Raw genomic sequence first — 16,710 nt, 5'->3', positions numbered from 1 at the left:
ATCCTTCCGCTTAATCATTGCTGGCGCATGCAGTGAGATGCATTGCATCCCAGTAGATGCTGGCAAGATGACTGTTTATAAAATAAAGATAGAGTCGAGACTTGGCTCACGTAGTGGACCAACTGGCAGGCCGACAAGCGGCGCAAAAACCGACACACGAGAGCTTTCCATGAAAGCTTCGTATTTTGGGTTGAGCCTTCACGAGGGTACTGCATCGGGAGTGCTGGCAGAGCACGTTCCGCGCCCCTGAATGCCGGACGCGGCTGAAAACGCTCGCGTTGCTCGTCCTCTCACCGCTCAGGGAGGAGCCGGCGCACGGCCTTCCTCCCGCGACGTTCGACTTAAGTCGTGGGGCGCGAGCCGTGCAGATCTCGCGTGATCAGGCGTCCGACCAGATCACGACACTCCGCCTGGGTGCAGATCCAGTTGCTCGGATCGATCTGAGCGAGTTCGGTCGTGAGCCGATCGATCTGAGCGGGCGCGAGTTCCCGAAAAAATCCAACGAGGCTCTCGACGAGGTCATTCGGAAGGCGAACGCCTGCGCCTTGCCGCGCGAGCCATTGTCCGGTGGCGGTCGCGTCCCGCACGATCGGAATCGTTCCGGCCCAGCCACTCTCGTAGAGGCGGTTCGGCAGGAGCCATTCCGAGTTCAGGCCTTCCTCGAAGAAGTCGATCACCCACGCAAAGTCGACCTCTTGGTAGATCGCCATCAGGTCGTCTGGATTGCGATACGGACCCTCGAACGAGATGAAGGGCTCCGCAGCGACCATGGCATCGAAGTTCGAGAACTCGGAGTTGGCCGGCCGACCCCTTATGATCACGCTCAGGCGGCCCTCAAGTCGCCGGGTGACCGCCGAGAGGATCGCAAAGCTTTTCGCGCATCGGATCGCGCCAAACCAGCCGATTTTCCATGAGCCGGTATCGGCTCTGGTCCCGGGCGGCGGATCAGGCACGTCTGCCTGACCCAAGAACACTTTGTTCTCCACGAGAACAACCGGCAGGTTCACACTTGAGCGCGGCTCGAAGTAGTTTGTGACGAAGGCCGGTGAGCTGGTCATCAGCAGACTGGCGTTCCGGGAAAGCGCCCCTTCGATTGTGCGCAATGCAACGCCTGCCGGACCCGGGGAAAGCATGAGGCGGTGGATGTCCAGGCATTCATAGACCAGGGGCACCGCGGTTCGGCGGCCTCGGACACTTTGAGCGATGGCCAGCATCTCCAGATTTCGCGCAACGATGACGTCCGCGCCGGCAATACGGTGCCGGAGCCGGCGTCCCAGGAGCGCGTGACGCATCGTTGCGCTCAGGCGTGCGACGAAACGGGCATCGGCGGTCTGGCCCAGATCGTAAGGCACGATGCCGTCCACGGATGTCGGGACTGCCCCGCGACGAAAGCCGGTGAGCAGAACCTCCGCTCCGCCAGCCTTGAACATGCTGACGCGCCGTTTAACAGCCGGATCCGTTAGATCGTGGACGAAATATGCGATCTTCAATGTCGCGCCTTCCGCAATCGATGCGCCGCAGGAGACCTGGTGACGAGAGCCGCCACGGTGCCAGGTTCGGACGGGTGTTTTCCTCGCATTCGTCTGAGCTGTCGACAGGGATGTCTCACGACGTAAGGGGAACCTACGCGCCGCTTTGCTCCACGCAGACCGCTCCGCAACCCTGAGTAAGCCAGGAAAGGTGTAGAATCCCCTCACCCCATTCAGCCTGTGCGAGCGCTGGAACTCCACCTGCTCGGAGCCCACCATTCTTGCTGGCAGAATGGTGAACGTGTTCCGCGATGGCTCACCGAGGAAGCTTTGTCAGTGGCAACCGAATCTTTAGATGAAGGCTCCGCTGCGCGGTTGCGAGGGTTCCGCAGACTCGGCTGGTCGCCCGGGTGCCTGACCAAGAAGAGCATCGCCAAGCCATCAGATTGCTATCTCTCCACCCATGGTGGTGTCGCTGCCACCGGTGCCGACGTTCTGTCGGACTTGAGGCCGAGCGGCGGAGAGCGTTGCGGATTTCTAAATGCGGACAGCCGCGGAATTTCACTCTGTTGCTATTTCGTTCTCGTCGAGAAAAGATCATACGCGGAAGATGGATGAGGCCTCCGCCAATCGCCGCGGATCGATGTCATCGCGGATCGGCACTGCGAAGCATCCCTCCAGCATCGGACGTCGATCGTATCCGAAGGGCCGCCTGTGCTGCGATGGCGCGCCTTTCAACCAATTGACGAGCGAGATCGGGAGACCAGCAGAGGCCCGTCCCCTTCGCCGACACTCTCTCGTGAGTGAGGCCGATCGTCTCGCTGCAGAGATTCTTTGGATTCCCACATGCGCGGTTCCGAGTCTGCTGGTTCATCCAGCTTTCTGGACCTTCGAGGGGGACTGTCAACCATATCTCCCGACAAGCTGACCGCTCAGCCTCTTCCGCACGGTGCTTCACGGTCTGGGATCTTGGCGGCGACACGCCAGTTTCAAACGTCAGCTTCCAATCGATGTGTGGATTTCCTCGAAACAAGTGCGTTTGACCAACGGCGAAGCAGGGGCAGGTCCTAGACGTACAAAATTTTCTGTTATGTATTGATTATTGTATTTACAAGTATGTAATAAGATACTTACAAATAGTAAAGCTGGATTGATTGCTGACTCTGTAGCCGATAATTTGTAGATATCATTATGATGAGGCGGACGGATTGATCTTTGCTCAGAATCATTAGAAAAAGACCCGGACACCTGTCGTCTGATTGCCGGACAACCAAAACTGCCTGCATGGCGATTCAATGCAGGGCAAGGCGGTACTAAGTAGTTTACCAGGCCGCTCAGTGGGTAACAGGTTCGTATTCTTGATGGTTCTAAATTTTATGTATATCCCGTGGATTGGTTAGGGAACAGTGGGTGACGTTGTGCGCCAAATTTCGGTCGATGGGTTCGAGCCGCCACAGGCTCCGGCGCCGGGTCCAGCGCCGATGCTGCAATGGCTCAAGATCGAAGATCTCGTCGTTGATATGTCCTATCAGCGCCCCATCGTCGGCCGTGGGCGAATCAACGTTGCCCGGATTGCTCGGGATTTCCGCTGGACCTTTTTTGCGCCGGTCGTGGTGTCGCCCGTAGAGGGCGGCCAGTTTGCCATTATCGACGGGCAGCACCGCACGACGGCGGCAGCACTCTGCGGATTCGACAGAGTTCCCTGTCAGGTCGTGATCGCGGCTCACGAAGAGCAAGCGGCCGCCTTCAAGGCGATCAATGGCGTGATCACGCCGATCACGCCGATGGCTCTGTATGCGGCCGCGTTGACGGCCCGCGAAACCTGGGCGATCGAAATCACCGATGTCTGCTCCGAGGCCGACGTGAACCTGTTGCGCTATCCAATTGCAACCGACCGTCAGGTTCCCGGGCAGACGATGGCCGTGGGTGCGTTGCGCGCCTGCTTGCGTCGGCATCAGCGTAACGATCTGGTCATTGCCCTCCGGTGCGTGACGCAGACGAACAACAATAAGCCCGGCATGCTGTCGGCTCGCCTGATCAAGGCCCTCTGCGAAGCCGTCTCGAGTTTCTCGGATCTCGTGGGCTACGAAGAGCGCGTGCTCGCGGCCGCAAACGAGATCGATCTGGAGCGAATCTCGACTGAGGTTTCCGAGCGCACGAAGGACCGTGAGAAGGGCCCGACCAGTTCCCTCGCCGAGGAGATTCGCAAGAACTTCGCGCGGCTGCTGAGCCAGGCCGGGTCGGGCCGGCATCTTCAACTGGCAAATACCCATTAGCACCGAGCCGTATCGGCCCAGCAGGCGCGCTCACAGGCCGATCCAAACCGGAATAACGCGCCCGTCCCTGTACTCCTGATCGAGCAAGGCCCGCGCTGTCATCATGCGCAAAGCCCTATAGGAACTCGTGGAAGAGCTGGTCACACCGTCTCATCGATGAGCCCGATCGTCGAGCACTGCGCACCGAGCCACGTCAGTTGTGGAAACGGCGAGACGGTCGAGAGGGGGGCAGCGTTATTTGGCGGATGGCTTGAACTCGTACTCGAGTTTCAGCGCAATCTCGACCGTATCCCCGGGCTGAAGCGACGCATCTTCGTCCGCCTGAAGGATCTCGACACCGGAACCGCCCCGACGGTGAATGATTACCTGAGGCTTTCCGCCGGTCCCACGCACCATCTGTGATCGGACGACGCCGGTGTAGAGCAGTTTCTCGCCGACCGCGGAGAGCTTGCTGCGGGTCTGGGCGAGCTTGACGGTTGCATCCTGAATGTCGCGCATCAGGTCGGCCCGGCGCTGGTCGGAGAGCCGCGCGACACTGCGTTGGGCTTCCAGCAGATCCCGCTTCGCACGCTCGGTTTCGACGCCCGTCTGAAGCGCCCGCGTGGCTGTCGTGAGACTCAGGCGCCGCGTTTCGACTGCGCGAGTCAACGGAACCACGCCGCGTTTGTTGAGATCGGCGATACGCTCGATCTCATCGACGTCGAGTTTCGCCGCCTCGGTATCCTTGCGATACTGATCCTGAATAGCCGTCAAACGCTCTTCGGTGATGCGTTGCGCATTCTTGAGGTGTGCGGTTTCCTTGGAATAATCATCGAGCCGCGACTTCAGCAGGCCCTGCTCGTTCTGGAGGATTTTTTCCTGGGTCGAGGCCGGAATGGGCAGCTTCTCCAGGCCGGTCTCGTCCAATTGCTGCTTTCCGTCGAGTTCCGTCCGCAGCCGGGCGATCGTTGCTTGCCCCTGGGCGAGGTCGATCCACAGGTTCTCGTACTCGCCGCGAAGGTCAGCCGTCGCCAGGATCGGGCTGTCCATCCGGAAGCGCTGCAGGTCGTAGCCGCCCGCGAGCGACACGGCCTGACGCACGCTCAAGCCAGGCGTGTAGCGCTGCTCACCGGGCTTGCTGACATCGCCCGTTACGTAGATCGGTCGATAATCCGCGATGACCAGCGAAATCTCGCCCGGTGCCACAACCGTCTGCTGTTCACCGTTCCCCGAGGTTCGCATGTTCAGCGATTGGCGTGGCAGGGCCTCCCGCACCAGATCCCTGACCTCCGCGACCGTCTTGCCTTGGGCCTTGATGTCGCCGGCCAGGGGAACCGAGATATCACCGTCGATCGTGACGGGGAGGCGCTGGCGGAGTTCGGGAATGCCGGCCACCGACAGTTCCAGGGTGTCACCCGGCTGGAGCCTGTATTCGGCTGCGCTCACGGGTGATGTGAAGCCGGTGACCGCAGCAAGGACCGCCAGCGCAAGGGACCGCACCGGATGAGCGGGACGCTTCGACGCTGCCGTGGCGTATGTCTGCTGTCCGTTCAACCTTACTGTCCACCGCTCGAAGACCGTCATACCATCTGCATCCCTGCCGCACCGGAGCCTGGCTGGCGGTGCGGCGTGCCTCAAGAAAAACCTACGCACCGTCATTGTCTCGCGATCTCAAGGTGCCGTGTCGCATGGGCGGCACGGCTGAGGCGCCTGACCCTCATGCCTTATCTATCGCTTTCGCCATGTCTAGCGTTCCCGTCAGGTCTACCGTTCCCGCCAGGTTTTGGCGATCTGGTCGGTCAGCGGTTTGGTCAAGTAGGAGAGGACTGTGCGCTCGCCGATCTGCATGAACGTTTCGACGGGCATGCCCGGAACGAGGCGCAGATTGTTCAGACGCGCCTTCTGATCCTCCGGGATTCGGATACGCGCCGAGTAGTAGCTCACACCGGTCTTGGCGTCGTGCGTCACATCCGCAGCGACGCGTGAGACCTCGCCGTTGATTTCGGGCGTCGTGCGCGTGTTGAAAGCCGGAAATCGGAGGAGGGCCTTCTGCTCCAGGCGCACATTGTCGATGTCCTGGGGTTGGATCTTCACATCGACAACCAATTGGTCCGCTTCCGGAACGATCAGCATCGCGGGTTCGGTCGCAACCACGAGGCCGCCGATGGTGTGCACCGTCAGCTCATGGACCGTTCCGTCCTGGGGCGCGCGCATATCGATCCGCTTCAGCATATCCAGCGCGGCCACCTTCTTCTCGCTCAGTTCCGACCATTTGCCGCGGATCTCGGACAGGTCCTTGCTGACCTCCGTGCGTAGATCCTGATCGACCTGAAAGATCTGGAGCTCGATCTCGGTCATCTTGCCCTGCGCCGAGGCGATGGAGGCGGAGAGCTGGCCGCGCTCGCCCTCGAGACGGGCGGCATCGCGCTCGAGCGAGGTCACGCGGGCATACGGCACGAGGTTCTTCGCGAAGAGCTCATTCACACCTTTGAGTTCCTGGGTGATCAGGCTGATCTCACGGTCCTTGGCAAAGGTCTGCTTGGTGAGGCCCTTCACTTCCTGGCGAAGCTGATCGATGCGCTCGCGGAACTGGGCTTTCTGCCCCTCACGCCCGGAGAGCCGCGTGCTGAACAGGCGTTCCTCACCGTCGATCAGGCGCGCCACCGATGGATCGGTCGCCGCACGCTCCATCAGGTCCGGTGGAAAGACGACGGCCCGGACGCCGTCGCGTTCGGCTTCGTCCCGTGCACGGCGGGCATCCAGTTCATCCAACGCCTTCAGGATGATCTCCAGATTGGAGCGGGTCTGCGTCTCGTCCAGACGGATGAGGATGTCGCCGGCCTTGACCTTCGAGCCCTCGCGCACGAGCAGCTGGCCGATCACGCCCCCGGTCGGATGCTGGACCTTCTTCACATCGGATTCGACCACGAGCTGGCCGGGCGCGATGACAGCGGCGGAGATGTTCGTGAGGACCGCCCAGCCGGCGACGCCGAATACCAGGACCGCCCAGCTCAGCGCCAGGAGGATCATGTGGCGGTTCAGCGATCCGTGGGCTCGGGCCGGCGGAAGCTGAACCGGCGAGCGCGGAGGCGCGAAGCGGGCGATACCGGTGCCCGGTCTCAGGGAGGGAACGCTCGTCGAGGACATCACGCACTCTCCTGCAGGGTCAGGGCGCCGGGCACGCCATCGGCCCGCAACTGCCCCGTGGGCCGTGGTCGATTCCGATCGGATTCCGCCTCGGATGCATCGGACTGCGACGTGGGCTTCAGAATCCGCTTCAGGACATCATCCTTGGGACCGAACGCCTGGATCTGACCTTCGGAGATCAGCATCACCGTATCGAGCGCCGCCAGGGCGCTGGGCCGATGCGCGACGACGACGCAGATGCCGCCCCGTTCGCGAACACTCATGATCGCCGACGTCAGGGCGTTTTCGCCCTCATGGTCGAGGTTCGCGTTCGGTTCGTCGAGAACGACCATGAAGGGATCGCGATAGAGCGCGCGGGCCAGTCCGACGCGCTGGCGCTGCCCGGCCGAGAGGCCGATGCCGCCATCTCCGATCGCCGTCTCGTAGCCTTCGGACAGGCGCAGGATCAGGGCGTGGACTCCGGCCGCCTGTGCGGCGGCGATGATGCTCTCGGACGTCGCGTCCGGTTCGAACCGCGCGATGTTCTCCGCGATGGTGCCGGCGAACAGTTCGACCTCCTGCGGCAGGAAGCCCACATGCGGTCCGAGCTCGTTCGACGTCCATTGATCGAGCGATGCGCCATCGATGCGGACCGACCCGCTCGCGCAGGGCCAGATTCCGACCAGTGCGCGCACCAGCGACGACTTTCCGGAGGCCGACGGTCCGATGATCCCCAAGCCCTGTCCGGCCTCAAGGGAGAACGTCGCGCCCTTGACGACGACGCGGCGCGAGCCGGGCGGCGAGATGCTTACGTTCTCGAAGGCGATGGTCTGGGTGGGGGCCGGCAGAACCTGCAGGTTTTTCTCGGGGGCATTGAGGGCCAGCGCATCCGAGAGGCGCTTCCAGGATTGGCGCGCCTGGATGAAGCTTTTCCAGTTTCCGATGACCATCTCGGCCGGCGCGAGGGCCCGTGCGACCAGGATCGAACTCGCGATGATGACGCCGCCGGTCGCCTGGTTGTTGATCACCAGGAACGCGCCCAGGGCGAGGACGCCGGATTGGAGACTCATGCGGAACACCTTGGTGAGAGAGGCGACGCCTCCGCCGAGGTCCGAAACGTTTTGCTGAATATCCATGTATTCGCGATTGACGTGAGCCCAACGTGCGCCGAACCGGCGCCGCATGCCCATGGCGGCCAGAACCTCCGCGTTCCGCCGTCCGGCTTCCGCCAGGAGGTAGCGTCGCGATCCGTAATGCACGCTCGACTTGATCTTCCGGCTCGTGGTCCAGTCGCTCAAGAGTGTCAGCAGGAAGAGGATCACCAGACCGACGATGGCAGCGACGCCGATCAGCGGATGGAACAGGGAGCAGATGACGATATAGACCGGCATCCAGGGCAGATCGAAGAACGCGCTTGGACCCGGTCCCGCCAGGAAGGATCGGACCTGATCGAAGTCGCGCATGGGCAGCGACCCGTCATGGTCGGACGGGCCCCGCAGAGGCGCACGCGCAACCACGTCGAAAACCCGGTGGGCGATCGCTTCATCGACCGCCCCGGAGATTCGACCGAGGATTCGCGTCCGGAGCATCTCGAACAAACCCTGGAAGGCATACAGGACGAGGGCCAGGAGACCGAGACCGACCAGCGTCGGAATCGATCGGCTGGGAATGACGCGATCGTAGACTTCGAGCATGAAGAACGATGCGGTCAAGTATAGAATATTGATGAGGCCGCTGGTAATCGCCACGAACAGAAATGCCAAGCGGCATTTGCTGATGGCTGCCGTTATCTCGGGGGTATCCGACGTCTTATGCACAACCCTGACCTCACTTGGAACTTGTACCGACGAACGGAGCCGAGCTGCGAACCTGGAAATGTAGCTCACGAAAAGATTAAGCGCACCCTCCGCGGGTCACTCAAGAGTGGGTGTTCTCTACTTGCGAATCCGATTAAGGACCCGATTTCTTCAAGGGCATAGGAACGTGTCTGAAAAACGATGTCGCTTCTGAATCCTGAAAACGGCAAAGCAGGATCGATAACTGATGTTGCGTTTCGGCTCAACTGACAGCCAAAGTCGATCGGAGTTTGTTCTTAAGACGGTAAACCCGTCGCCCGGCATCGGAGCAGACACGTCTCGAACAACATCGATGGACCGAGTGAGCGAAGCCCTCGACGGGCGCGCGGCGGCCTCCGCTGGTCTCGCCCGCTTCGAAAAAATTGGTTGCCTTTGCCGTCTATCGATTGGGCGATCGATCGAATCGGGGCTGGCGCCTCAGCGTCGTTACGCCGAGGCGCTGCGCCGAAGCCCGGCTTCGATTGCCATTTTGACGAATCCCACCGACCAGCTCACATGCATGGCGGCTGCGGCGACCCCCATGCCGAGAACGGCTGGATCGCGCGTGCGAACCGACGCGAAGACTGACCATCCGGAGTAGAGGCAGGCATAGGCGATCGGCACCAGGGCGGCTTCTGGAATGACCGGGATCGCGATCAGGCTGGCAAGTGCGGAGCCGCTGATCAGCAGCGGCGCCAATTGCCTGAGCTTGGGCCGGCTGCGGTGTGCGATCATGTTTCGCGCTCTGCCCCGGCCGTAATTGAAGTATTGCTTCGAGAGGCTGTCGAGGCGTCCGCGCGGATAGTAGGTGATCATCGCCTCGGCGCAGAGCCAGATCCGGCCGCCCGCCGCGACCGCCCGCACATCGAATTCCGCATCTTCGTTGTGGGTGAAGGTTTCGTCGTAGCCGCCGATGCGCAGGAAGAAGGACCTGCGGAAGGCCGCATGGTGCCCGTGATCGACAAATCGGGATTCGGTGTTGCGCCGATGGGCCGAACCGCCATTCCCCAGCAGGCTGTTCTGGGCCGCCGCCACAGCCCGCTGGAAAGGCTGAAGGCCCACCGTACGCATGGGAACGACCACGGTTTCGGCCTCATGGTCGCGCAGGGCCTCGACGCAGAGCGAGACGAAGTCGTTCGGGTAATCGGCATGCGCATCCGCTCGCACCAGGATTGCACCCGGCATCGATGAGGCAGCGACCAAATTGACCGCGGCGGATTGGATGCGCTTGGGATTCTCCACCAATCTAACAACCGCATGAGCGCTGCAGAGATCGCGTGCGATCTGGCGCGTCGCGTCCGTGCTGCCGCCATCCGCGATCACGATGGCGGTGATGGCCTTGCAATCCTGGCGCAGGAGCGCGTCGATACAGGTCTTGAGGTGCTTTTCCTCGTTCAACACTGGAACGACGACAATAACTCCATCATCCGGTGATGACATTTCACTGCTCCAGCCTTCGAACGTGTAATTTTTACGAAATATTAATTGGTGCGTCAATGTTTTATGTAATTCTGCGGCGATGTATCAAATTAACCTTGACGGCCGACGCTGTGCATTGGAGCGGGCGGATGAACGCAACCTCGACGACATCGGCATCGCGAGATTGAGCCGGTTGCCGGTCGAGCCTATGTCACGCACGGACCACCCGCCGGGTAAGGGATGGAGACGGTCCGCAGCATCGAGTTCACGTGTCTAAGAGCCCTGAAAACGTTAGCGCGCGGAGCGCCGCAACTGCTCGAGGCGATCGAGCATTCGTTCCTGAAGCGTCTTCACGGTCGATTCACGACTGGGCGCTGTCAGGCGCGACGAGAGGTCAATCAGAGCTTGCGCCGTCCGCTCCGGCGACATGTTCAGAAAACGGCTCATGACACCGGTCTGCTTGATCCATCCCTTCGCGCGATCCTGAAGACGCGGCGGTTTGGGTTCCGAAGTTCGTCGCCGCATCTCCTCCATCGCGGCACCCTCGGTGATGCCGATCGTGTCGCCGAACGGCGCTCCCGGTCGGCCGTACTTGAGGATCCCCTGAGCGGTGGGAGGCGGGACGATCGTGACCGAGAGTTTGTGGCCACAGGACATGGCCCAGTCGAGCCATTTGGAAATCTGGAAGTTGCCCGTTGTCGCAAACGCGGCCCATTCGACACCGTAGGTATCAGCCAGGATGGCACCGTGCAGGGACTCCGTGAGAACGCAGCGCGCTTCGGCGATGCGACCGATGACGGATTCGGGTGAGCCGCGCGGGTCTAGGAGTTCGAATCCGGTCAGGCGCGCGATCTCGTTCCAGCTCGGATCATTCAGGCTTTCCCAATGCGGGATTATCAGCACGCCGCGCTCGCTCACGCGCTTGCGCGGAAAACCTTCGGCCAGGGGAGTGATGACCGCCCCATCCGAAATGGCGATATCCGGGGCGAGACCGAGATGCCGGGCGGACAAGGGCCCGCGCACGCACCAGTAGGTGACGTCGAGGCCGGACCAGCGGCTCAGCGGATCGTTCCCGGCTCCGCTGGAGAAGACGTTCAGCTTGGTTTGCGGCGCGCAGGGGAAGCCGATGATCGTACCGATGCCGACAAACGCTTCTTTCGTGCTGTCGTCGAATAGATCGGGGGCAAAATGCGGCCACAGCTTGGCATTCAGATCATCGCCGAAGTTGGGAACCTTGGTATGATAGTATCGTAGTTTCAAGGTAGGTTCCTAAATTTGCTGATAAGCGCGTCCGTGAACGCCTTGCATTGTCTATTCATCCAAATCCACTCTCCAAGTCGTGTCGGTTCGTCGGATTGGATTCGGAAACAGAAGATTATTACTTAGGTGGCAACGGATGGATCTTGCCGTTCCGTCGAGGGCGTCAAACGGTTCAGTCAGCCTCGATGCAAGCGCTGATCAATCCCTGTCCGGCGTCTGTCATCCCGTCAAGCCACCTGTGGTCTCTGCGCTGAGCCCCGGTCGCGTCGTCTCCCGATTCGGGAACAAGGCAGGAAGCAGGGGGCCGTAACACGCTTCCGCTGCGAAGGAGGATCGGGCCACGGCAAGGGCTTCCCGGGCGAGATGGGTCCGACGCGCCGTCGCCGTGAGGAGATCGCACACCGCCACCGCGAAGGTCGCCGCCTCGTCGGCCACCACCACGGCGCCCTCGACGAGAGTTTCGACACCTTCCACTGTCGTCGATGTCGCGACAATCGCCTTGCCGAAGCCCATGGCCTCGATCAACTTGATCTTCAGTCCGGACCCGACCGTTAGCGGCGAGATGACGACGCCGGCCTCACGATACAGAGGGGCGAGGTCCGGGACGACGCCGAGGCACGTCGCTCCCTCTGGGAGGCTGGACAGGCTCCGGGCGACCGAGCCCGCGATCTGCAGGGTGGCGGTCGGATGCCGCGCGCGGATCGTGGGCCAGACCGACGCCAGGAACCACTGCATCCCGATGACGTTGGGTGCTGTGTTGCTGCCGACGAACAGGAGGGTTCCGTCCTGCCCCGGTGCCGGTTCGGCCACGACGGACACCGCCATGGGCGCGAGAATGACGGGTTGGTCGGGCAACTGCGCCCGAACGGCCTCCGCTTCGGCGCTCTGGATCGCCACGACGCCGTCGGACTGGGCGAGCAGGGCGTATTCCTGGTCGGCATCGAGAAGTGCCACGGAATCCTGGGCGCTGGCCTTGTCGAAGCGTGCGACACGGCTCGAGAACAGGTCGTGCATGACGATGAGCGAGCGGGCGTCCGGCCGCAGCACATAGGGCCGCGCCGATGCCAGGAAGGCATAGTCGAGCAACATGGCATCGTTGCCCTGGCGTCCCTGTCGCGCCAGGAACAGGCAATCCTGCCGGGTCAGGGGCTGGCTCACCGCGTACGGCGCGCTCGCGATCCGCCGGCGCGCCACGATCCCCACTCGCAGAAGAAGATCCTCGGCCACCGACAGGCAGGCCCGCAGCCAGACCTTGGGATCCCGGACCAGAAGATAGCTTCCGACGCGAACGCTCCCGCGGACCACAAAGGCGTCGAACGCCGATCGTGTTTCGTCGACCACTCGAAGAAACGGCCACCGGCCGAACGTGGTCGGAGAGGGCGAGAGGTAGCTGACCCGGTAGCCGCGCTGGCGCAGAAAACGCGCGATGCTGATGAGGTAGGCCGAACTTCCGTTGGTGGCACCCGCAATGCGCTGGCGGCTCAGCACCAGGATTCCGGGCTGCTCGGTCTGAAGGGCAGGGGGGCGCTTCCAGGCTCCGAGGCGCCGCTTCAGGGCGGCCTTCAGCGGCAGTCGAAGCAGCCACAAGGCCGCCGGCGCGGCGCGCACGGCCCCGAGGACGGCCGCCGGCGATCGCGCCTTCAGGCCGGCGACCAGCATCGCGAATGCCGCGGCACGCTCCAGGGATGCGAGCCGCTCCCGGTGCGCTGCAACGACATCGGCACCGAGCTTGGCATGCTCGCGCATCAAGCGTTGCTCGACGTCGATCAGGCGGCGGGAATCATCCTCGCTGAACCTGTGGGAGATCGAGGCGCTGTGCTTGCGGTAGAAATACAGGAGTTCGGGGTAGATCCGGAAGGTGCGTCCGGCGACGACGAGGCGCAGCAGGAGGTCTGCATCCTCACCGATCCGGAGCGTCTCGTCGTAGCGCAGGGCGCCGAGGGCCTGCCGCCGGATCATCGGCTTGCAAAAGCCGAGCGAGGGCCGTGGGGCATAGATTACGTTGGATCGGATGAAGCCCGCCGCATCGACCCAGAACGGCGCATCGGCTGCCTCCGGCAGCATCGTGGTGATGCCGGGGCTTCGGTCGTTGAAGATCAGCAGATCATCGGCGACGATATCGGCCTGGTCGGCGAGCGCTGCATCGAGCAGGAATGCCAGCCTAGACGGGTGGATCAGGTCATCGTTGTCCACGATGGCGATCCAGTCCCCCGTGGCGACGTCGAACCCGCGATTCCGCGCGCCTGCAGGGCCGAGGTTTTCCTGGAGTGCGATCAGGCGAACGCGTGGGTCACGTTCGGCGTAACGCTGAATGACGCTGACGCTGTCGTCGGGAGACCGGTCGTCCACCACGATCAGCTCGAAATCGGTCAGGGTCTGCGCGAGAACGCTCTCGATCGCGTCCGCCAGATGATCCCGACCGCAATAATTGGCCATGATCACGGAAATGCGGGGGGCGCCGGTGGCCTCGCGGGTCCCACCTGGATCGGGCGCCGCAATCGTCCGGCTCGTTCGCGCCGCTTTCGAGGGAGCGTCCATCGATCAGCCTGTCGGGTCATGCCGCGGCGCACCGGCCAGCGGCGACGTCGCCGTGGCGGGAGTCCGCGAGGTCATCGGATGTGTGTGCGACCGAACCGTTTCGCGATGCGAAGATCGATTCTCGGCCATCGAACTCTGGCCAACGCTGCCGCGGTCTGTGGCTGGCTCATGGGCCGTGCCCGGGCGTCGAAAACTGACGATGCCCGGGACGGGAACGGCGATCAGGACGATGCCGTCGTATTGCCGACGTAGCGCGAGCCACCCTCGGAGTTCCACGGCATGTACCGTCCAATCCGCGAGCGCTGCTTGGTATGCCGATTCGGATCGGTCCGGTTGAAGACGATCCCCAGCACCCGCGTCGTGTCGAACCGGTCGCGCAGAATGCATTCCGCGAGGTCACGTCGGCTCGGGCGATCGTATCCGACCACCATCAGGTATTCGTCGATGAGCTCGTCGGTCGCACGGACATCCGGGAAGTCGAGGGCCGGAGGATAGTCGACGATGATGAAATCGTAGGATGATCTCAGAGCGTTCAGCAGGGCGACATTGTTGGGAGACCGCAGGATCTCCGACGCATGATCGAGCTGAGGGTCGGCGACCGTCGGCAGCATGTGCAGCTTAGTGCCGCGGGCCTGCAGCGTCACCAGGCCTTGCAGCCGTCCTGTGTTGATCGACTCGAGAAGTCCGGTCTCCGCCTCCGGGGCGAGGGCCTGTGACATCGACGGCGAGCGAAGGTCGTAATCGAGAAGGAGAACGCGCTTTCCGGAATGGGCGAGATAATGGGCGAGGTTCGATGCGACCATCGTCTTGCCCTCGCCGGAAATCGCCGAGATCATCCCGATCACCCGACCGCCATTCCCGGCGCGGCTCGACGGGCGATCAAGCAGCATCTTGACCTCCTGCATGGCCGCCGCCGTTCCGGATCTCGGATTGATCACGGCGTCGACCAGCATGGATCTCGAGACCAGGGGAGGCCGCAAGCCCAGCGCGGCCAAGGCTCTCGGCACGATATCCTTGAGGGTCTTGAAGGTCTCGACGCGCGGGATCATCGCCACGCAAGCCAGGCCCGTCACCTGTTCCACGGCCGACGGCGTCCGCAGGCTGCTTCGAACGAGCTCTCGGAACAGGGCGATCATCAACCCGAGGCCGACGCCACCGACGAGGGCCAGACCGATGATGACGAGACCCTTCGGCCATGACTTCCGCAGGGGAGGCCTGGCCGGGGAGACCACGCGGGCTTCGGAAATCGGGAAGGACTGATCCTGAACCGCCTGCGTGTATTTCTGCAGGAAGTTCTCGTAGAGGGACCGGTAGGTCTGCGAGGAGCTTTCCAGCGACCGCAACTCGACCCGGGAGCGATTGCTGGTTCCCGCATCGGCCACCAAGCCGTCGAGCCGCTTCTTGATGGCCGCCTCACCCGAGAGCGCAACCTCGTAGTCGCTCCTGTAGGCTTCCGCGAGGCGGTTGAATTCGCTGCGGAGGGAGCGCTGGAGTTCCGCCATCTCGGCGCGGGCGTTCACGGCTGCGACGTGGTTGGTGCCGTACTTGGCCGAGATGTCGGCTTCGCGCCTCGCGGTATCGAAATATTGCTGACGCAGACGAACAATGACCTGATTCTGCGTGAGATCGGTCATCGATCCATCGGTGATGTTCTTGTCGACGATGTCCGTGATGCGGTCGAGGCGAGCCTTGGCTTCCGCAGTCTTGGCCTGGGCCACGATCAAGCTTCCGTTCAGGTCGCCGACCTGCCGTTCGCTCATCAGCCCCTTGTCGGTGTCGACGATGTTCATCTTGGCTTTGTAGTCTTGGACGGCCCGGTCGGCGGCCGTCGCCTGGTCGCGCAGCTCCGCCAGACGGCCCTCGAGCCATCCGCGTCCACGACGGGTCGTCTCGTACTTCGCTTCGAGCTGGTCGGCGATGAACGCATCGGCGATGGCGTTGGCGTAGCGAGCGGAGCGCGCTGCGTTCGGCGTACGGACCGAGACCTCGATGATGTTGGTGATGCCGACGCGCCGCACCGAGTACAGCGTCATGAGCTTCTCGGCCGCGGCAAGCTCAAGCTGCTCCTGGGTGAGGGGAGGGCCGCTGCCCATCAGCCCCATCACCGGGCCCAACAGCGATTGAAGCAGGCCTTTCTCGTTCAGCTCCTTGTCGACCGACGGGCCGAGCTGTCGAATCGCGCCGAGGGCAGCGGTGTTCGACCTCAAAATCTCGGTCTGACTCTCGACGATGGCATTGAGCACCTGCGCATCGGTGGCGGTGTTCTGCTGCCGGAATAGCTCGGCCTGGCGCAGATCGATCAGGATATCCGCGGTCGCATCGTATTTCGGCGTTGCGATGAAAAGATACAGGATGGCCAGGGCCAGCAGAAAGGATGCTGAAACGGCAACGATGACCCGCGATCGTCTGAGGAAGGCGAACGCCGACGGAAGCCACGAGAAGGCTTCGTTCCCAGCATCCTGATCGGCATCAAGGTAGGATGCAGAACTACCCTTCACATGAAGCATTATGCTGGCCTGTCGCAATCCGTTCGGATCTGGATGAATATAAGACGGATCGTAGCGTTCAATAAACGGATTTCCGGTCGCGAGCAACATGCCGCACTGCACGCGAACTCGCGTGAGTCCGGGCGACCGGAGCCGATCTGCGAGGCGCCAGAACAGTAAAGACTGGTCAAAATTTCGGAAGACCGAGCAGGCGCGTATGCATCAATAAAATAAGTCTGAGTTTTTGTTATCTTGTAATACTATCGAGCATTGGTGCTGATGGTTAGATCCGGGGGCGATGACTGGGTGTCCGTCAGCCTGA

9 protein-coding genes are annotated in these 16,710 nt (G+C 62.3%); 1 reads left to right on the top strand and 8 read right to left on the bottom strand.

Translation table 11 applies throughout. From position 1 onward, the window contains the following. Positions 1–341: 341 nt before the first annotated feature. Complete coding sequence (locus tag J7U37_RS15955; RefSeq protein WP_247636355.1) at positions 342–1,490, bottom strand: glycosyl transferase family 1; 1,149 nt, start codon at positions 1,488–1,490, stop codon at positions 342–344. A gap of 1,460 nt (positions 1,491–2,950) precedes the next feature. On the opposite strand from J7U37_RS15955, the gene J7U37_RS15950 reads away from it, so the two are divergent. Next, the gene (locus J7U37_RS15950; protein ID WP_056483414.1) at positions 2,951–3,745 is read left to right on the top strand and encodes a ParB N-terminal domain-containing protein; all 795 of its coding nucleotides are present in this window, start codon (positions 2,951–2,953) and stop codon (positions 3,743–3,745) included. 234 nt (positions 3,746–3,979) lie between these two features. Here J7U37_RS15950 and J7U37_RS15945 read toward each other — a convergent pair whose 3' ends face one another. The 7 genes from J7U37_RS15945 to J7U37_RS15915 all read right to left on the bottom strand — a co-directional run bounded on the left by J7U37_RS15945 (position 3,980) and on the right by J7U37_RS15915 (position 16,409). Further along, positions 3,980–5,308, bottom strand: a complete 1,329-nt coding sequence (locus J7U37_RS15945; protein ID WP_247636354.1) for a polysaccharide biosynthesis/export family protein — start codon at positions 5,306–5,308, stop codon at positions 3,980–3,982. A 180-nt stretch (positions 5,309–5,488) separates the two neighbouring features. After that, positions 5,489–6,754, bottom strand: coding sequence for an HlyD family type I secretion periplasmic adaptor subunit (locus J7U37_RS15940; protein ID WP_247636353.1), 1,266 nt, complete (start codon positions 6,752–6,754; stop codon positions 5,489–5,491). A 116-nt stretch (positions 6,755–6,870) separates the two neighbouring features. Continuing rightward, complete coding sequence (locus J7U37_RS15935) at positions 6,871–8,667, bottom strand: type I secretion system permease/ATPase (protein ID WP_247636352.1); 1,797 nt, start codon at positions 8,665–8,667, stop codon at positions 6,871–6,873. A gap of 465 nt (positions 8,668–9,132) precedes the next feature. Next, on the bottom strand, positions 9,133–10,182 hold the full coding sequence (locus J7U37_RS15930; protein WP_244476913.1) for a glycosyltransferase family 2 protein: 1,050 nt from the start codon (positions 10,180–10,182) through the stop codon (positions 9,133–9,135). A 213-nt stretch (positions 10,183–10,395) separates the two neighbouring features. Beyond that, positions 10,396–11,364, bottom strand: coding sequence for a polysaccharide pyruvyl transferase family protein (locus J7U37_RS15925; protein WP_247636351.1), 969 nt, complete (start codon positions 11,362–11,364; stop codon positions 10,396–10,398). A 219-nt stretch (positions 11,365–11,583) separates the two neighbouring features. Next, positions 11,584–13,902 carry a glycosyltransferase gene (locus tag J7U37_RS15920; RefSeq protein ID WP_247636350.1) on the bottom strand — a complete coding sequence of 773 codons (2,319 nt, stop codon included), beginning with the start codon at positions 13,900–13,902 and terminating at the stop codon, positions 11,584–11,586. A 221-nt stretch (positions 13,903–14,123) separates the two neighbouring features. Further along, the gene (locus J7U37_RS15915) at positions 14,124–16,409 is read right to left on the bottom strand and encodes an AAA family ATPase (RefSeq protein WP_056483423.1); all 2,286 of its coding nucleotides are present in this window, start codon (positions 16,407–16,409) and stop codon (positions 14,124–14,126) included. Between the last annotated feature and the right edge of the window lie 301 nt (positions 16,410–16,710).

It is taken from the genome of Methylobacterium sp. 37f (assembly GCF_023093475.1).
In the GTDB taxonomy this organism is placed as follows: domain Bacteria; phylum Pseudomonadota; class Alphaproteobacteria; order Rhizobiales; family Beijerinckiaceae; genus Methylobacterium.
The sequence above is the reverse complement of the archived record's forward strand: the minus strand, read 5'-3'. Positions and strand labels throughout refer to the sequence as shown.